Source organism: Kocuria arenosa (genome assembly GCF_042879215.1).
Classification (GTDB): Bacteria; Actinomycetota; Actinomycetes; order Actinomycetales; family Micrococcaceae; genus Kocuria; species Kocuria arenosa.
Window position 1 is genome coordinate 181,441 of sequence record NZ_JBHZTA010000003.1, and the last position, 16,917, is coordinate 198,357.

15 protein-coding genes are annotated in these 16,917 nt (G+C 73.6%); 9 read left to right on the forward strand and 6 right to left on the reverse strand.

The features are described 5' to 3' along the window. The first annotated feature begins 213 nt into the window (after positions 1 to 213). The gene (locus ACFYE3_RS06875; protein ID WP_387607344.1) at positions 214 to 1,584 is read left to right on the forward strand and encodes an MFS transporter; all 1,371 of its coding nucleotides are present in this window, start codon (positions 214 to 216) and stop codon (positions 1,582 to 1,584) included. Between the two features lie 43 nt (positions 1,585 to 1,627). Here the strand turns inward: ACFYE3_RS06875 and ACFYE3_RS06880 are convergent, their stop codons facing one another. Next, positions 1,628 to 2,278, reverse strand: a complete 651-nt coding sequence (locus ACFYE3_RS06880) for a helix-turn-helix domain-containing protein (RefSeq protein ID WP_387607346.1) — start codon at positions 2,276 to 2,278, stop codon at positions 1,628 to 1,630. Between the two features lie 98 nt (positions 2,279 to 2,376). Here ACFYE3_RS06880 and ACFYE3_RS06885 point away from each other — a divergent pair, with 98 nt between their 5' ends. Beyond that, positions 2,377 to 3,348: an NAD(P)/FAD-dependent oxidoreductase gene (locus tag ACFYE3_RS06885; protein WP_387607348.1), complete on the forward strand. Its 972-nt coding sequence runs from the start codon at positions 2,377 to 2,379 to the stop codon at positions 3,346 to 3,348. Between the two features lie 14 nt (positions 3,349 to 3,362). Here ACFYE3_RS06885 and ACFYE3_RS06890 read toward each other — a convergent pair whose 3' ends face one another. Beyond that, positions 3,363 to 3,869: an Lrp/AsnC family transcriptional regulator gene (locus tag ACFYE3_RS06890; RefSeq protein ID WP_387806084.1), complete on the reverse strand. Its 507-nt coding sequence runs from the start codon at positions 3,867 to 3,869 to the stop codon at positions 3,363 to 3,365. Between the two features lie 113 nt (positions 3,870 to 3,982). Between ACFYE3_RS06890 and ald the strand changes: the two genes are divergently transcribed. Together ald and ACFYE3_RS06900 are read left to right on the forward strand one after the other, a co-directional pair. Next, a complete protein-coding gene (gene ald, locus ACFYE3_RS06895; protein WP_387607354.1) occupies positions 3,983 to 5,104 on the forward strand; it encodes an alanine dehydrogenase in 1,122 nt (373 codons plus the stop codon). Between the two features lie 86 nt (positions 5,105 to 5,190). Continuing rightward, entirely contained in the window at positions 5,191 to 6,291 is a 1,101-nt protein-coding gene (locus ACFYE3_RS06900; protein WP_387607356.1) for a D-TA family PLP-dependent enzyme, read from the forward strand. A gap of 75 nt (positions 6,292 to 6,366) precedes the next feature. On the opposite strand, the gene ACFYE3_RS06905 is transcribed toward ACFYE3_RS06900, so the two are convergent. Further along, positions 6,367 to 7,911 carry a PTS ascorbate transporter subunit IIC gene (locus ACFYE3_RS06905; protein WP_387607359.1) on the reverse strand — a complete coding sequence of 515 codons (1,545 nt, stop codon included), beginning with the start codon at positions 7,909 to 7,911 and terminating at the stop codon, positions 6,367 to 6,369. A 12-nt stretch (positions 7,912 to 7,923) separates the two neighbouring features. Then, positions 7,924 to 8,748 carry a PTS sugar transporter subunit IIA gene (locus ACFYE3_RS06910; protein WP_387607361.1) on the reverse strand — a complete coding sequence of 275 codons (825 nt, stop codon included), beginning with the start codon at positions 8,746 to 8,748 and terminating at the stop codon, positions 7,924 to 7,926. Between the two features lie 112 nt (positions 8,749 to 8,860). Here ACFYE3_RS06910 and ACFYE3_RS06915 point away from each other — a divergent pair, with 112 nt between their 5' ends. Beyond that, positions 8,861 to 10,078: an MFS transporter gene (locus ACFYE3_RS06915; RefSeq protein WP_387607363.1), complete on the forward strand. Its 1,218-nt coding sequence runs from the start codon at positions 8,861 to 8,863 to the stop codon at positions 10,076 to 10,078. A gap of 202 nt (positions 10,079 to 10,280) precedes the next feature. Beyond that, positions 10,281 to 11,504 carry a chorismate-binding protein gene (locus ACFYE3_RS06920; RefSeq protein ID WP_387607366.1) on the forward strand — a complete coding sequence of 408 codons (1,224 nt, stop codon included), beginning with the start codon at positions 10,281 to 10,283 and terminating at the stop codon, positions 11,502 to 11,504. Between the two features lie 48 nt (positions 11,505 to 11,552). Here the strand turns inward: ACFYE3_RS06920 and ACFYE3_RS06925 are convergent, their stop codons facing one another. Then, entirely contained in the window at positions 11,553 to 12,092 is a 540-nt protein-coding gene (locus ACFYE3_RS06925; protein ID WP_387607368.1) for a hypothetical protein, read from the reverse strand. Between the two features lie 185 nt (positions 12,093 to 12,277). Further along, a complete protein-coding gene (locus tag ACFYE3_RS06930) occupies positions 12,278 to 12,652 on the reverse strand; it encodes a hypothetical protein (RefSeq protein WP_387607370.1) in 375 nt (124 codons plus the stop codon). Between the two features lie 219 nt (positions 12,653 to 12,871). On the opposite strand from ACFYE3_RS06930, the gene ACFYE3_RS06935 reads away from it, so the two are divergent. The 3 genes from ACFYE3_RS06935 to ACFYE3_RS06945 all read left to right on the forward strand — a co-directional run bounded on the left by ACFYE3_RS06935 (position 12,872) and on the right by ACFYE3_RS06945 (position 16,867). After that, positions 12,872 to 14,275, forward strand: coding sequence for a hemolysin family protein (locus ACFYE3_RS06935; RefSeq protein ID WP_387607373.1), 1,404 nt, complete (start codon positions 12,872 to 12,874; stop codon positions 14,273 to 14,275). Beyond that, positions 14,272 to 15,318: a hemolysin family protein gene (locus ACFYE3_RS06940; RefSeq protein WP_387607374.1), complete on the forward strand. Its 1,047-nt coding sequence runs from the start codon at positions 14,272 to 14,274 to the stop codon at positions 15,316 to 15,318. The genes ACFYE3_RS06935 and ACFYE3_RS06940 overlap by 4 nt, the downstream gene beginning before the upstream one ends. A gap of 310 nt (positions 15,319 to 15,628) precedes the next feature. Then, complete coding sequence (locus ACFYE3_RS06945; protein WP_387607376.1) at positions 15,629 to 16,867, forward strand: heparan-alpha-glucosaminide N-acetyltransferase domain-containing protein; 1,239 nt, start codon at positions 15,629 to 15,631, stop codon at positions 16,865 to 16,867. The last annotated feature ends 50 nt before the right edge of the window (positions 16,868 to 16,917 follow it).

The following is a 16,917-nucleotide window of genomic DNA, read 5'->3' on the forward strand; positions in this document are numbered from 1 at the left end:
GGCGGGGACGGCGCGCCCTCGAGCGGGCGGCGCCTGTTCGACTGTACAACCGGGCGGGGACGGCAATTATTCGCGCCGGTGCTGCTGCTCGGCCGGCGCGGCCCATCCCGCCCCGGGCGTTCCCTAGAATCGAGAGGTCCAGGTCACCCCGGCGAGCGCCCGCGCCCCGCCCGGAGCCCGGGCGTCCCGCCGCCGTTCGAAGGACATCCTCGCATGACCAGCTCTCCCACCGCCGCGTGGCCCGTGCCGCAGAAGACCACCAACCGGGTGCTGCTCGCCTGCTGGCTCGCGATCCTGGCCGAGGGGTACGACGTCGGAGTGCTCGGCGCCGTCCTGCCCGCCCTAGCGGAGCACCGGGAATGGGATCTCACGCCGCTGGAGCTCGGCGGACTCGGCTCCTACGCCCTGATCGGCATGCTCATCGGCGCCATGACCATCGGCACGCTCTCGGACCGGATCGGCCGGAGGAAGATGCTGCTGGTCTCGATGGCCATCTTCACCACCATGCAGCTGGGCGCCGCGCTGGCCCCCACCCCGGAGGTCTTCGGGCTCTTCCGGCTGCTCGGCGGCCTGGGCATGGGCGGGATCATCCCGGTGGCCGCGGCTCTCACCATCGAGTACTCGGCGCCGCGGAGCCGGTCCTTCCACTACGGCGTGATGTACTCCGGCTACTCCCTCGGCATCCTGGCCGCCGCGCTCGTGGCGATCGCCCTGCTGCCCACGCTGGGCTGGCGCTGGGTGGTCGGCGTCGGGTTCCTGCCCGTGGTCCTGCTGCCCCTGGTCGCCAAGCTGCTGCCCGAGTCCCTCGAGTACCTCGTGGGCAAGGGCCGCCGCGAGGAGGCCGCCCGCCTGGCGGAGCGGCTGCACGTGGACCCGTTCGTCGAGAGCGACTGGACACCGGTGCTCTCCGAGGAGGCGGAGGCGCGGTCCGTGGGATGGAAGCAGTCGCTGGCGGCCATGTTCTCCGGCGGCTACCTGATCGCCACGGTCTTCTTCTGGATCTCCCTGTTCTGCGGCATGGTCCTGGTCTACGGCCTCAACACGTGGCTGCCCTCGATCATGCGCTCGGCCGGCTACGAGCTCGGCCCGGCCCTGACGTTCCTGGTGGTCTTCAGCCTCGCCTCGGCCGTCGGCGGCATCGCCCTGGGCCGCGCCGCGGACGCCTACGGCAAGAAGCTCATCCTGGTGGTCTTCTACCTGCTGGGCGGGGTGGGCATCCTGCTGCTGATGTTCCCCAACAGCATCGTGATCAACTACGTGTTCGTGGCCCTGGCCGGCATCGGCTCGATCTCCACCTCGCTGGTCCTCACCGGCTGGGTCGCCGAGTACTACCCCGCCCACTCCCGCGCCACCGCCACCGGCTGGGCCCTGTCCTTCGCCCGGATCGGCGCGATCTCGGGCCCGCTCATCGGCGGCTGGATCGGCTCCATGGCCCTGCCGTTCCAGTGGAACTTCATCGTCTTCGCCGCCGTGGCGCTGATCGCCGCCGGGGCCGTGGCCCTGATCCCGCAGTTCCCGGGCCCGGCCGCGCGGCCCGGTCCGTCGGGGCGCACCGAGACGGTGCCGGCGGCACCGGGCTCCTGAGCCGGGCCGTCCGCCGGCCGGGCGCCCTGGCCCCGGGCGCGCATCACCCGCTCGGGTCGCGATCGACCCCGCCGGACTCCGGGCGGTCGGTCGAGGCCCGCACCTGCCGGTCGCCGGCCGAGTCCTCCGCGTGCAGGTGGGCGCGCTCGCCGTCGTGGTCGAGCACGGTGAGGATCTCCACCGGCCCGCCCTGCGCCACGATCGCGTGCGGGACCATCGTGGAGAACTGCGCCGCCTGACCGGCCTCGACCACGATGACCCGCTCCCCCAGGTGCAGGCGGGCGGTCCCGGAGAGCACGGTGAACCAGTCCCGGCCCGGGTGCACCGCCAGTCGGTCCGGGGCGGGCGGCCGGCCCGGCTGGATGCGCATCTTGGCCACGGTCATCCCGTGCAGGGTCCGGTCGGAGGAGAGCAGCCACGTGGTCAGCCCCGGCGTGCTGCTGGGCTGCGGGCGGATCACCACGTCCTCGTCCTCGGGGGACTCCACGAGCTGGTCGAGCGAGGTGTCGAGGGCGCGGGCGATGGGCACCAGCTGGTCGAGGGCGATCCTGCGGTGGCCGGTCTCGAGCCGGCTCAGCGTGGACGGGCTGAGGTGGCACCGGGCCGCGAGCGCGTCGAGGGACCAACCGCGGGCCAGCCGGAGGCCCCGGATGCGCCGGCGGATCACGGCGTCCAGGTCGAGTTCTTGCGTCATGGGCAAAATGCTATGTCTCCAACGCATCCGAGGTCTACCGTGGTGCTGCAGCCGGGAGTTCCCGGCCGGAGGAGACCCCAGGAGAGCAGAGGTGTGCCATGAGCCCGGAACTGACCCATGACGTGGTGGTCGTCGGAGGCGGTGCCGCCGGCCTGAGCGCAGCTGTCGCCCTGGCGCGCTCCCGGCGCTCGGTGGTCGTGGTGGACGCCGGCGAGCCGCGCAACGCCCCGGCCGGTGGCGCGCACAACCTCCTCGGCCGCGAGGGGATCCCGCCGCTGGAGCTGCTGGCCGCCGGCCGGCGGGAGGCCGAGGAGTACGGGGCGGAGATCGTGCCGGGCCGGGCCGTCACCGCCCGGGCCGAGACGGACGGGTTCACGGTCGGCCTCGCCGACGGCAGCATGCTGCGCGCGCGGCGGCTGCTGCTCGCCTCCGGGCTGGTCGACGAGCTCCCCGACGTGCCCGGCGTGGCCGAGCTGTGGGGGCGGAGCGTGCTGCACTGCCCGTACTGCCACGGGTGGGAGGTCCGCGGCCGGCGCATCGGCGTGCTCGGCGCCGGCCCCATGAGCATCCACCAGACGCTGCTGTTCCGGCAGCTCAGCGAGGACGTCACCTTCTTCCCGGACCGGATGCCCGACCCCGGCGCCGAGGCGTGGGAGCAGCTCTCCGCCCTGGGGGTCCGGGTGGTCGAGGGGCCCGTGCAGCGCCTGCGCGTCGAGGAGGACGTCCTGCGCGCCGTGGTCCTCGACGACGGGCCGGAGGTCCCGGTGGACGCCCTGGTCGTGGCGCCCCGGTTCGTGGCCCGGGCGGACCTGTACGAGCAGCTCGGCGGCACCCTGACCGACCACCCCGCCGGGGCACTGATCGCCACGGGCCCGATGGGCGGAACCGAGATCCCCGGGGTGTGGGCGGCCGGCAACGCCGGCGACCTCTCGGCCATGGTCTCCTCGGCGGCAGGAGCCGGGGTCGGCGCGGCCGCGGCGATCAACGCGGACCTCGTGGCGGAGGACGCGGCCGCCGCCGTGCGGGCACGGGCGGACGGACTCACCGCAGGGACTCCCGTCCGCGGGTGAGGGACGGGCCGGGATCAGATCTCCACGGATCCCTGGACGTGCTCGAACACGAGGCTGGTCTGGGTGGTCGCCACCGCCTGGTGGGAGGACAGGTGCTCCAGGACGAACTGGCGGATGTGGTCGGTGTCCCGGGCCGTGACGTGGATGAGGAAGTCGTCCGAGCCCGCCAGGAAGAAGAACTGGGACACCTCCGGCACCGACTTCAGCCCCTCGCCGAACGCGGACATCAGGTGCCGGGCCCCCGGCCGCAGTCGCACGCTGATGAGGGCCTCGATGGTGCTCCCGAGCGCCCTGGGGTCCACCTCGACCGTGAACCGGCGGATCACCCCCGAGCGCTGCAGCCCCTTCATCCGGGCCAGGCAGGTGGACGGCGCCACTCCGAGCGCCTCGCTGAGGGCCTGGTTGGTCATCCGGGAGTTCTCCCGCAGCAGCGCGAGCAGGCGCCGGTCGAGGTCGTCCAGCTCGTCCCGGGGCCGCCGATCCTGCGGCGCGGACCGCGTGAGCGGGGTCACTTTCTCCATGGTTCTCCCAGTTCTACACCGATTGCCGAAGGATCGTCGATCCTTGCGTCAGGGACGGCGACAAATCGTAGTTTTGTGGCACCCATTCTATGTTTTCCGCGGAAGGCCCTTCGATGATCATCTCCGTTCCCACCGAAGTGAAGACCGACGAGCACCGGGTGGCCATCACGGTCTCCGGCGTGCACGAGCTGCGCCGCCGCGGCCACCAGGTGCTCGTGCAGGCCGGGGCCGGCGTCGGCTCGGGCTTCTCGGACGAGGACTTCGCCGCCGCGGGCGCGGAGGTCGTGGCGGACCCGGACGAACTGTGGGCCCAGGCGGACATGGTGCTGAAGGTCAAGGAACCGATCGCCTCCGAGTACCACCGGTTCCGGTCGGGTCTGGTCCTGTTCACCTATCTGCACCTGGCCGCGGAGCCGGAGCTCACCCGTGCCCTGCTGGCGTCCGGGGTCACGGCCATCGCCTACGAGACCGTGCAGACCGCGGACCGCCGGCTGCCGCTGCTGGCGCCGATGAGCGAGGTGGCCGGCCGGCTCTCGGTGCAGGCCGGGGCCTCGGCCCTGACCGCCACCGGCGGCGGCAAGGGCGTCCTGCTCGGCGGCGTGCCCGGGGTGCGCCCCGCACAGGTGACCGTGATCGGCGCCGGCGTGGCCGGCACCAACGCGGCCGCCATGGCCGTGGGCCTGGGCGCCGACGTCACGATCCTCGACATCGACGTGGACCGCCTGCGCGCCCTCGACGACCGGTACGCCGGGCGGCTGCGGACCGTCGTCTCCAACGCCTACGAGGTGGAGCGCGCCGTGACCGAGGCGGACCTGGTGATCGGCTCCGTGCTGATCCCCGGCGCCCGGGCCCCGAAGCTGGTCACCAACGACATGGTCGCGGCCATGAAGCAGGGCAGCGTCCTGGTGGACATCGCCGTGGACCAGGGCGGGTGCTTCGAGGACAGCCGTCCCACCACCCACCAGGACCCCGTCTTCCCGGTGCACGACACCCTGTTCTACTGCGTGGCCAACATGCCGGGCGCGGTGCCCAGCACCTCCACCTACGCCCTGACCAACGTCACGCTGCGCTACGTGACCGCCCTCGCCGACCGCGGCGTGACGGCGGCACTGGCCGCCGACCCCGCCCTGACCGCGGGGCTCAACACGATGGCCGGCCACGTGACCCACCGCTCGGTCGGCGAGGCACACGGCCTGGACGTCGCCGACCGGTCGGAGCTGGTTCCCGCCGCATGACGGCCGCCCGCTCCGGGATCGTGGGCGCGCCCGGGTCTTAGCATGGGCGGAGTTCAGCAGATCGTCGCCCCGGCACGAGGAGCCCCATGCCCCGCATCCCCGAAGAAGTCGACACCCCGGACGTCCTGATCGACCGGGACGTGCTCGAGCGCAACATCGCACGGATGGCCGCGGCCGTGCGCGAGCGGGGCCTGCTGCTGCGCCCGCACGCCAAGACGCACAAGGTCCCGGAGATCGTGTCGCTGCAGCTCGCCGCGGGCGCGATCGGACTGACCGTGGCCACGCTCGGGGAGGCCGAGGTCTTCGCCGCGCACGGGGCCGAGGACCTCTTCATCGCGTACCCGCTGTGGGTCGGTCCGCGCCAGGCGGAGCGCCTGCGCCGGCTGAGCGCCGCGGCCCGGATCAGCGTGGGGGTGGACTCCTCCGAGGCCGCCACCGTCATGGGCGAGCAGCTGGGGGAGGCGGCGGGGGACGTCGCCGTGGTCGTGGAGATCGACAGCGGCCACCACCGCAGCGGGGTCCGCCCGGAGGCCGCCGCGGACGTCGCCCGGGCCGCGGCCCGGGCCGGGCTGCGCGTCGAGGGCGTCTTCACCTTCCCGGGCCACAGCTACGCCCCGGGCATGCCGGTCGAGGCGGCCGCGCAGGAGCAGCAGGCCCTGGAGCGGGCGGCCGGGCAGCTGGCGGCCGCGGGCTTCGAGGTGCAGCGCCGCAGCGGCGGCTCCACGCCCAGCGCGCTGCTGACCGACAGCACGACCGCCACGGAGGTGCGGCCGGGGGTCTACGTCTTCGGCGACGCCCAGCAGCTGGAGCTCGGCCGATGCGCCCTCGAGGACATCGCCCTCACCGTGGCCGCGACCGTGGTCAGCCGGCACGAGGGCGGGAACGGGGTGCCGCGGCGGACCGTCCTGGACGCCGGCAGCAAGGTTCTCGGCAGCGACCGGCCCGCCTGGGCCACCGGCCACGGGCGGTTGATGGACCACCCGGACGCCCGGATCACAGCCCTGTCGGAGCACCACGCCACCGTCGTCTGGCCCGAGGACGCCCCGCTGCCCGCCCTCGGCGAGCGCGTGCGCGTGATCCCCAACCACGTGTGCCTCACCATGAACCTGGTCGACGACGTGGCCGTGGTGCGCGACGGGGCGCTGCTGGAGCGCTGGACCGTGGCCGCGCGGGGACGCAACTCCTGACCCGGTGGTGCGCCGGGCGGCCATCGGGCGATCCCCGGCCGACGGTCGAGCGCGCGGCGGTCCCGGACCGGCGGATCAGCGCGGAGGAGGCGGCGGAGCCGGCGCGCCCTTGGGCGGCGCGATCCTGGGGAACGTGCGGGAGGGACCCGCCGCCGCGTCCGCGGTCTCCGGAGCGCCCGCGGTCCCGGGCCAGGCGCGGCCGGCGGCCGGGTCCCAGCGGGTGTCGACCACCTTGCGCTGCACCACGATCGCCAGCGTCAGCACCGCCAGTCCGATCAGGCCGATCACCACGATGCCGCCGACGGACCCGATCTTGGCGGCGGAGCCCACGGCGATCCCGAACCAGCCGAAGTCGGCGTCGCCGAAGGTGGTGTTCTCCTCACCGAAGGCGCCCAGGACGGAGAGCAGGAACGCGGGCAGGAACGTGATGAGCAGCCCGTTGACGAAGCCGCCGGCGAGGGCTCCCCGGCGCCCGCCGGTCGCGTTGCCGTAGACGCCGGCCGCGCCGCCGGTGAAGAAGTGGGGGACGAGCCCCGGCAGGATCAGCGCGAGCCCGATGGCGGGGTTGAGCCAGACGGAGAGGACGAGCAGCCCGATCAGGCCGCCCACGAAGCTGGAGATGAAGCCCAGCAGCACGGCGTTCTGCGCGTAGGGGAAGACGATCGGCGCGTCGAGCGCCGGGATGGCCCCGGGGACGACCTTGGCGGCGATGCCCTGGAAGGCCGGGACGAGCTCGCCCAGGATGGTGCGCACGCCGAAGAGGATCACGGCGACGGCCACGCCGAACTGCAGGCCCTGGGTGATCGACATCATGAGGTAGTTGCCCACCCCGGTGGCGCCGCCCTCGAACGCGGTGAAGGCCTCCTCGGTCCCCGCCCGGGCGAGGAAGAGCACGGCGAGGACCACGTACATCAGGGCCATGGACAGCGCGGTGGCCACCATGGAGTCGCGGAGGAAGCGCAGCCCTTCCGGCAGCTTCGTGTCCTCGGTGGACCGGCTCCGCTTTCCCACGACCTGCCCCACGGCTCCGGCGGCGATGTACCCGGCGGTGCCGAAGTGCCCGATGGCCACGCTGTCGTCGCCGGTGATCCGGCGGGTCCACGGGTGGGCGAGCGCCGGGAGGGAGACCATGAGGATGCCGAGAAGCACGGCGCCGAGCAGCACGGTCACCCAGCCGTCGTACCCGGCGGTGGCGAGGATGATGGTCAGCATCGTGGCCATGAACAGGACGTGGTGACCGGTCAGGAAGACGTAGCGCAGAGGGGTGAAGCGGGCGAGCACCAGGCTCACGGCGAAGCCGAGGATCATCAGCCACGCGACCTGGGCCCCGTACTCGGCCTGGGCGATCCCGGCGATGGCCTCGTTGGTGGGGATCACGCCCTGGGCGCCGGTGGCGCCCAGGATCATGGCACCCAGGGGCTCCAGGGAGGCGACGACGAGGGTGGCGCCGGCGCCGATCAGCAGGAAGCCGAGCGTCGCCTTGATGGCGCCGCCGATGATCTGGCCGGTGCTCTTGCGCAGGGCGGCCAGGCCCACGGCGGTGATGATGCCGATGAGGAACGCCGGGACGGCGAGGATCTCGCTGACCAGGAACTCGGGGATGCTGACGAGCCAGTTCACGGATTGCCTGCCTCAGACGTCGTAGAGCTCGCGCAGGGCGGCGTCGAGCTCGGTGGTGCTGGTGAAGTTCTCGATCACCTTCACGGGGACGCCGACGTCCCCGAGGGTGCGGGCGATCTCCCCGGAGGTGAGGATCAGGTCGGCCTCCTTGGCCTTGCCGCGGGCCGAGATGGTGTCGGTCGCCTCGACGGTGAGGTACCGGCTCCAGCCCCAGCGGTCGAGCACCTGCTCCAGGGTGTTCTTGAGGAACAGGCTGGTGCCGAGCCCGTTGCCGCAGACGGTGAGGATCTTGTTGCGGCTGTCCGCGGCCGCCTCCGTCGTCGTCGGCGCCGGTTCCGCGGAAGGCTCCGGTTCCGCGGACGGCGCCGCGTCCACGGGCCGCTCCGGGGCGCCCGACGACAGGACGGCGAGCACCTCCTCGGGGGTCCTCGCCCCGTCCAGGGCGGCCCGGGTCCCCGGCGAGCCCAGCAGCGTGGCCAGCTTCCGCATGGCCTGCAGGTGCTCCTTCCGGTCCGTCGCGGAGAGGGCGACGACGAGGGTCACGGGGTCGTTCGCCGCGTGCCCGAACTCGACCGGGCGGGCGAGCCGGACCCAGGACATCGCGGTGCGGTGCACGGCCTCCGAGGGCCGGGCGTGGGCGAAGGCGAACCCCGGGGCGACCACGATGTACGGGCCGTTCTCCTCCACGCTGGTGATCATGGCCCTCGTGTACTCCGCGCCGGCGGCGTCCTGCTGCTCGAGCAGCTCGCCGGCCAGCGCGATGGCGCCGCGCCAGTCGTCCGCCACCGCGTCGAGGCGGATCGAGGCGGTGTTCAGCAACCGGGTGATCTCAGACATACCGGCCATCCTAGGCGGGAGTGCCGTCCCGATGTGCGGCGGTCATCTGGCAGGCTGGCGGAAGCACCTGCCCCGCCGGCAGGAGACCACTGCACTGTCGGGGAGGACCGAGATGAGCCAGCGCTCCGTGCCCGCGCGCGCCCTGCCGTGGGTCGTCGTCGGCATCGTGCTCGTCGCGCTCAGCCTGCGCGGGCCGATCATCGCCCCGACCCCCGTGATCACGCAGCTCCAGGCCGACCTCGGCCTCTCGGCGGCGACCGCGGGACTGCTCACGGGCCTGCCGGTGCTGCTCTTCGCGCTGGCCACCCCGCTGGCGTCGAAGCTGATCGGACGCTTCGGGCCGGAGACGGCGGTCCTGGTGTGCCTCACGGGCGTGCTGGCCGGGACCGTGATCCGCTCGGCCGGCCCCGCCCCGGTGGTCCTGGCCGGCACCGTGGTCATCGGCGCCGCGATCGCCATCGGCAACATCGTGGTCCCGGTGATCATCCGCCGCGACGTCCCCTGGCGCCGGATCCCCGTGGTGACCGCCACCTACACCGCCGCGCTCAATGTCGGGTCGATGATCACCGCCCTGGGCACTGCACCGCTGGCCGCGCTGGTCGGCTGGCGCTGGGCACTGGCAGCCTGGGGCGTCCTGACCGTGGTGGCGCTGGTCTTCTGGCTGGTCGTGGCGCGCCGCCGGGCCGGGGCACCGCGCGCCCCCCGCGACGCCCCCGCCGAGCCCAGCACCGCCACCGGGGCGCTGAGGCAGGCCCGGGGCACCGCACAGATCCGGCGCACCGGCTGGTGGCTGACCCTCGCCTTCTGCGGGCAGGCCATCTCCTACTACTCCGTCACCGCCTGGCTGCCCACCCTGCTGGCCGACACCCGCGGGCTGAGCCTGGCGGCCTCCGGCGCCGGGGCCTCCCTGTTCCAGGTCGCCGCGATCGCCGGGGCCCTGGGAGTGCCCCTGCTGGCCGCCCGCACCCCGGCATGGGTGCCGGTGGCCGTCATCGGGGTGCTGTGGATCACCCTCCCCGTCGGGCTGCTGATCGCCCCCGAGGGCTACCTCGTCTGGTCCGCCATCGGCGGCGTCGCCCAGGGCGGAGGCTTCACCACGATCTTCTCGATCGTTGCGCGCATCGTGCGGACCGACGCCGAGGCCGCGGGGACCTCCGCCCGCATCCAGGGCAGCGGCTACCTGGCCGCGACGATCGGCCCTCCCCTGGTCGGCGCGCTGAACTCCGGCACCGGGGGGTGGACCGTTCCGCTGCTGGTCGTGCTGGGCGCCACCGTGGTGTTCCTGGTCGGCGGCCTCCTGGCCGTCGCCGAGACCCGCCGCCGCCCGTAGCGGCCACCGGCCCGGGGAAGCCCCGACGTCCACCAGGTCCCGGTGGCCCAGGGGCAGGACAGGCGCTTCATCGCGCGCGGTCCTGTCGGCTGGATTACGGCAGAGATATGTCAGCTAATCCGGAGCGGACTGCTACAGTCGAGCCACGCACTACTAAGGGTCCCCTTACCCGGCCCGATCCGCTCGACCGAAGGCTCCGCCCATGCTCCGTGGAACCACGCCCCCCGCCGGTACGCCTGCGCCCCACCACCGGGGCGACGCACGGGGTCCCGGCGTCGACGGCGACTTCGCGTTCGCGGGCCGCCACGGGATCCTCCTCGCCCGCCGCGACCGGGAGCTGCCCGCGGAACGGATCACGGACGGCGGTGTCGACGCGGTCCTGGCCCGCCTCGACGAGCTCACCCGCGAGGTGTCCGGCGACCGGGGCCGCGGCGCCGCCCGTCCGGTGGTGTGCGGCGCCATCCCCTTCGACCCGGACGAGCCGGCCGACCTGTTCCTCGCCGAGCGGCCTGCGTGGGCGCCCCGCCCGGCGCCCACGGCCCCGGTGCCCCCGGCGCGGCAGCTCGTGCCCTCCGCCCCGGCGCCGGACGCCGACCACCGCGAGGCGCTCGCCGAGGCCCTGGACCGCATCGGCCGCGGCGCCGCGGAGCACCTGGTGCTGGCCCGCGCGCTGGACCTCCGGCTCCCCGCCCCCGTGGACCTGGACCGGTTGTGGGAGGAGCTGGTGGCCCGCGCCCCGGGCGGCCACGCCTTCCTGGTGCGCCCGCGGGGCGGCGGCCCGGTCCTCGGTGCGGGCCCGGAGCTGACGGCCCAGGTCCGGCCGACCGGATTCGCCGCCCACCCCCACACCGGCTGCGCCGCGCGCCACCTCACGGTCTCGGGCGACGCGGCCGCCCAGCAGTCCCTGCTGCGCTCCCCCGCCGCGCGCCGGCGGCACCAGCACGTCGTCGAGCACCTGGCCCGCCGCCTGGCCCCGCACGCCGCGTCCCTGGACGTGCCCGAGCAGCCCAGCGTGCTGGGCACCGACGCCGCCTGGCACCTCGCGACCCGGCTCACCGGCCGGCTGCACCGCGGCACCAGCGCGCTGCACGCGGCGGTGGCGCTGCACCGTGCCGCCGCCGGCTGCGGCGCCCCGGGCCGGGAGGCCCTGTCCCTGATCCGTGAGCTCGAGCCGCGGCCCCGCGGGGCCTTCGCGGGCCTCGTGGGCTGGACCGACGCCGCCGGGCACGGCCAGTGGGTGCCGGTCCTGCGCAGCGTCCACCTGCACGGCACGCAGGCCCGGTTGCACGCGGCCGCGGAGCTCCACGCCGCCGCCACCGTGGACGGCGCCCTGGCCGAAACGGCGACGAACCTCGGCACGGTGCGCGCGGCGCTCGCGGCCGCCGGCGCCCTTGAGCGGGCCGCCGCGGTCCCGGACGCCGCCTGACCGGTCACGCCCGGGCGGGGAATCGCTCCCGGTCACCGGGGACCGGGTTCAGTCGAGCTCCACCACGGTGACCGGCAGGGGCAGGGACTCCGCGGTGAAGGTGGTCTGCTCGGAGAACGGCACGCCCGCCTCGTCCCGGCCGAAGCACAGGGCGAGCACCTCCCCCGACTCGGTGCCGGCCATCAGGGTCCAGTGCTGGCCCACGGCGTCCACGGCGTGGGCCTGGTGGTCGAGGTCCGCCTCGCCCTCGACGTCGGCGAAGCGGGCCCGGTAGGCCTCCAGCTCCTCGGGGGTCTGCAGCACCCCGGCGGAGACGATCGCCTCCTCGTCGCCGGTGACGGCCGGGGCCACCGGATAGGCGATCCGGAACGGCGGCTCGAGCACCTCCAGCAGCTCCCGGGCGGGGGTGGCGTCGTCGCCGCGCAGCCACAGCCGGCCCGTCGCGTCGACGAAGCCCGTGTACTCCTCGTCGTTGGGGTAGAAGCAGAGGAAGCCCGAGCCCGGGATGCGCGCGGCCAGCCCGGAGAGGTCCGCGGCGTGCTCCACGGTCAGGAAGCGGGTGAGGGGCTCCAGCGGCAGGGGTTCCACGGGCGATGTCTCCTAGCGGTGCGGCGGGGCGGTGGGACGACGACGAAGCGGTCGCGCCCGGACGCTCTACGCTACGCCGCCGGTGCCCGGTCCCGCTCCGGCACGCTCGGCGCAGCCGGGGAACCGCGGTGGTGCCCGGAGACGGCAGCTCGGTGGCAGCGGATCACGGTGTGCTGGGGGACGGCCTACTGCAGCACCGGCATCAGCAGCCCCAGGAGCAGGAGGCCCGCCCCGCAGACCGCCAGCACCCAGGCCGGGCGGTGCGGGGTGCTCAGCCTCCACTGCTCCGGGTGCAGGGAGTGGAACCAGACGACCACATCGGTCCCGGGAGCGGGCGCGGTCACCGGCGGAGGGTGCCAGGGCTCCTCGTGGATCTCGTAGCGGGTGGTGTGCCAGCGCAGGCAGTGCGCTCCGTCCCGGAGGACGTGGATCGCCTCGGTCCGGTGCCACCGGGCGTGCAGGCAGCGGATGATCAGGGCCGCCGCCAGCAGGGCCAGACCGGTGTTGGTGGCGGCGGCGCTGGAGACTTCGAGCAGAGCCGCTCCGCTGAGTCCGGTCACGGCCCCGAGCTTAGTGGCGGGCCGGGCGGCATCTCACAGAATTCTCATCTTTCCCAGGCTTCTCATGGTTGGGGTTGCTAGATTTGCTGGTTCCTGCGGCCTGGAGCTGGGCCGCCCTGTGCACGAGTGAGATACGGAGATCATGAGCGCCCACTGCGACGCGCCCTGTGACAGACCCCGGCCTTCGGGCCGTGCAGATGTGACGAGGTGGTGGGGCTGATGGAAGTCCTGTCGATCCTCGTCGGGGTGGCCCTGATCGCCGCCTGCGGGGCCTTCGTGGCCGCCGAGTTCTCGCTGATCACCGTCAACCGCAACGACGTCGAGGCCGCCGCGGCCACCGGCGACCGCCGTTCGGGCGGGGTGCTGCGGGCGATGAAGACGCTGTCCACGCAGCTCTCCGGAGCGCAGCTGGGCATCACCGTGACGAACCTGGGCATCGGGTTCCTGGCCGAGCCGGCCATCGCCGCCCTGATCGTGGGCCCGCTCACCGACGCCGGGCTGTCCCCGGTGGCGGCACGCTCCACCTCCATCGCCCTGGCGCTGGTGCTGGCGACCGGCCTGACCATGATCTTCGGGGAGCTGGTGCCCAAGAACCTGGCCATCTCCAGGCCACTGGCCACCGCCCGTGCGGTGAGCGGGTTCCAGCGCAGCTTCACCAAGGCCCTGGCCTGGCCGATCCGGCTGTTCAACGGCAACGCCAACCGCATCGTGCGCGCCCTCGGGGTGGAGCCGCAGGAGGAGCTGGCCTCGACCCGCTCGCCCGAGGAGCTCGCCGGGCTGGTGCGCCACTCCGCCGAACGGGGGGCGCTGGCCGCGGCCACCGCCGAGCTGGTCGAGCGCTCCTTCGCCTTCGGCGACCGCCGCGCCCACGACGTGATGACCCCCCGGGGTCAGATGACCACCCTGGCCCCGGACGCGTCCGTGCACGAGATGCTGGCCACGGCCAAGGCCTCGGGGCACTCCCGCTTCCCCGTCCTCGACGCCGGGGAGGGAGCGGTCCTGGGCCAGGTGCACGTGCGCCACGGCCTGGCCGTGCCCTACCGCGAGAGGACCGCCGTGACCGTGGACGAGGTCATGGACGAGGTGACCTTCGTCCCGGACACGGTGGCCCTGGACGAGCTGATGGACACCCTGCGCGCCGGCGGCCTGCAGATGGCGGTGCTGATCGACGAGTTCGGCGACACCGCCGGACTGGTCACCCTGGAGGACCTGGTCGAGGAGCTCGTCGGAGAGGTCCGCGACGAGCACGACCCCGAGCCCGAACCCGTCACGGTGGAGCCGGACGGGTCCTGGGACCTCTCGGCGGCCCTGCGCCCGGACGAGGCCGCCGAGCACCTCGCGGTGGCGGTCCCCGAGCACGAGGACTACGAGACCCTCGCCGGGCTCGTGACCCTGCACCTGGGCCGTCTGGCCGAGGTCGGGGACCGGGTCACGGTGGCGGCCACCCCCGTGCCCGGAGAACCGGAGGCCACGATCACCTTCGAGGTCATCGCGCTGGACGCCCACCGCATCACCGAGCTGCACGCCCACGTCCACCGCCCCGGCGACGGGACGACCCCCGCGGACGCCCCGGAGGGCCGCGCCGTGGAAGCCGCCGCGCACAGCCAGGAGGTGACCCGATGAGCGAGGTCACCGGCCTGATCCTGACCGTGGTGCTCCTGGGCGCCAACGCGTTCTTCGTCGGGGCGGAGTTCGCCCTGATCTCCGCCCGCCGCACCATCATCGAGCCCAGGGCGCTGTCCGGGTCCTGGGCCGCGAAGGTGACCCTGGGAGCCATGGAGAACGTCTCGCTGATGATGGCCGGCGCGCAGCTGGGCATCACCATCTGCTCCCTGGCCCTCGGCTACATCAGCGAGCCGGCCATCGCCCACCTGCTCGAGGTGCCCTTCGGCGCGATCGGCGTCCCGGAGGCCTTCGTGCACCCGATCGCCTTCGCGATCGCCCTGTCCCTGGTGACCTACCTGCACGTGGTGTTCGGGGAGATGGTGCCCAAGAACATCGCCCTGGCCGGCCCGGAGCGCATGGCCATGGTCCTGGCGCCGGTCCTGGTGGGCATCGTCACCGTGCTGCGCCCGCTGCTGTGGGTGCTCAACGGCATCGCCAACGGGATCCTGCGGCTGCTGCGCGTGGAGCCCAAGGACGAGGTCACCTCGGTGTTCACGCGCGACGAGGTCGCGGCCCTGGTCGAGGAGTCCCGCCACGGCGGCCTGCTGGAGGCCAATGACGAGCGCCTGCTGCTCGGGGCCCTGACCTTCGAGGAGCGCAGCGTGACCGGGATCGTGATCCCGCTGGACAGGGTCACCACCCTGCCCGCCGGGGTCACCCCCGCCCAGGCCGAGACGGTGGCCGCCGGCGGGTTCTCCCGGTTCCCTGTCTTCGACGTCTTCGGGGAGCTCGCCGGGTACGTGCACGTCAAGGACCTCATCGAGATCGACGAGGCCGCCCGGGACACCCCGATCGACCCGTCCCTGATCCGCGCCCTGCCCACGATCGACCGGGACATGCCGCTGCGCGCGGCCCTGACGCTGATGCAGAACTCCGGGGCCCACCTCGGCCTCGTGCTCGACGAGCGCGGCAAGGTCGAGGGCATCGTCACCCTGGAGGACATGCTCGAGGAGCTCGTGGGGCAGATCCGCGACGACAGCCGCAAGCTCCAGGCCGGCTAGCACCCGCGGGACAGCCCCCGCCCAGGTGCAGGCCCCGGTTCCGCTCCAGGAGCTCGGGGGCCCGCGCCACGGCGTGGCGCCTCCCCTCCCGCCGTGGAGGGAAACCGTGGATGGGAGCCGTGGAGGGGAAGGTTCACGACGGGACCCGTCGAAGTCTTGACGGAATCGTGAGGATCCCGCGAGGTCAGCGCCAAGCGTGCCGGAGACCCTGGAGGGAGATCGGCTCCGGACGTCCCGGGGCCATGGACGGGGCCCCATGGGCCGCACGCTGCACCGGCCTTCGGGAGAGCCGGCACGAGCAGGGGGAGTCATGAGCACGATGTCACGGGCGGCGAAGACCGATCCAGCGGGGCCGGACGATGGACTGATACGACCGACGCGACGGCTGGTGGGCATCGACGCGGCCCGGGGACTGGCACTGATCGGGCTGATATCGGTGCACATCCTGCCCGACCATGACGATGCGACGGACGAACCGACCTGGTCGTACCTGATCTTCTCGGGGGATTCGGCGGCGCTGTTCGCCCTGCTGGCCGGGGTCGGACTGTCGCTGACCTCCGGCGGGCGCCACCCGCACGACGGCGCGACGATGACCGCCGACCGGATCGGTCTGGCAGTGCGGGCGGCGCTGATCGCGGTCGTGGGGCTGGGGATCGGGGCGCTGATGCCCGCAGACGCCCCGGCGGACAACATCCTGATCTACTACGGGGTGTTCTTCCTGCTGGCGGTCCCGTTCCTGCACGCGGGCCCGAACGTGCTCTTCGGCTGCGCGGCGGTCTTCTGCCTCACGGGGCCGCTGCTGATGCAGGGCCTGGCAGATGCGCTCCCCGAGTCGAGCTCCTCCAACCCCATGTTCGCCGACCTGGTGGGCGAGCCGGCAGGGACGATCTCCCAACTGCTGCTGACCGGCACTTACCCGGCTCTGCCGTACATGACCTATCTGCTGGTCGGGATGGGGCTGGGCCGGTTGAACCTGCGCCAGCAGGAGGTCCAGCTCCGGCTGCTCGTCGTCGGCCTCGGGGTGGCGATCTTCGCCCGGGCTGCCTCCTCCTTCCTGCTCCACGCCTTCGGCGGCTACCAGCGGTTGCTGGACGCCTCCTCGATGGGGGAGGAGGAGCTGGCCGAGGCCCTGGTGTGGGGCCCGGACTCCCTGCCCACCGAGACGGTGTGGTGGCTGGCGATCGCCACTCCGCACACCAACACCCCGCTGGCGATCGCGGCGAGCCTGGGCGTGGGCCTGGCCGTGCTCGGAGCCCTCCTGCTGATCGCCCGCAAGACCGAAACCTGGTTGCTGCCGCTGGCGGCGATGGGCGCGATGACCTTGACCCTCTACACCGCCCACCTGGTGGCCCTGTCCTTCGAGGCCCACGACGACCAGCCCTACCTGTGGTACGTCATCCACCTGGCGGTCGCGGCACTGTTCGCGGTGGCCTGGCACCGGGCCCTCGGCCAGGGCCCGCTCGAGCGGGTCATCGGGCTCAGCGTGAAGGGCACCCGCCGGCTCGTGCTCGGTGGAACCCCCGGGACCTCCGGGACCTCGCACGGGTAGCCGACGCCGCACCCCACCGGCCGTGCCCACCGCCGTGCTCCACTGCCGTG

Coding starts and splice junctions, on each gene's coding strand:
- ACFYE3_RS06875 (WP_387607344.1), top strand. CDS start 214: ATGACCAGCTCTCCCACCGCCGCGTGGCCCGTGCCGCAGAAGACCACC.
- ACFYE3_RS06880 (WP_387607346.1), bottom strand. CDS start 2,278: ATGACGCAAGAACTCGACCTGGACGCCGTGATCCGCCGGCGCATCCGG.
- ACFYE3_RS06885 (WP_387607348.1), top strand. CDS start 2,377: ATGAGCCCGGAACTGACCCATGACGTGGTGGTCGTCGGAGGCGGTGCC.
- ACFYE3_RS06890 (WP_387806084.1), bottom strand. CDS start 3,869: ATGGAGAAAGTGACCCCGCTCACGCGGTCCGCGCCGCAGGATCGGCGG.
- ald (WP_387607354.1), top strand. CDS start 3,983: ATGATCATCTCCGTTCCCACCGAAGTGAAGACCGACGAGCACCGGGTG.
- ACFYE3_RS06900 (WP_387607356.1), top strand. CDS start 5,191: ATGCCCCGCATCCCCGAAGAAGTCGACACCCCGGACGTCCTGATCGAC.
- ACFYE3_RS06910 (WP_387607361.1), bottom strand. CDS start 8,748: ATGTCTGAGATCACCCGGTTGCTGAACACCGCCTCGATCCGCCTCGAC.
- ACFYE3_RS06915 (WP_387607363.1), top strand. CDS start 8,861: ATGAGCCAGCGCTCCGTGCCCGCGCGCGCCCTGCCGTGGGTCGTCGTC.
- ACFYE3_RS06920 (WP_387607366.1), top strand. CDS start 10,281: ATGCTCCGTGGAACCACGCCCCCCGCCGGTACGCCTGCGCCCCACCAC.
- ACFYE3_RS06935 (WP_387607373.1), top strand. CDS start 12,872: ATGGAAGTCCTGTCGATCCTCGTCGGGGTGGCCCTGATCGCCGCCTGC.
- ACFYE3_RS06940 (WP_387607374.1), top strand. CDS start 14,272: ATGAGCGAGGTCACCGGCCTGATCCTGACCGTGGTGCTCCTGGGCGCC.
- ACFYE3_RS06945 (WP_387607376.1), top strand. CDS start 15,629: ATGAGCACGATGTCACGGGCGGCGAAGACCGATCCAGCGGGGCCGGAC.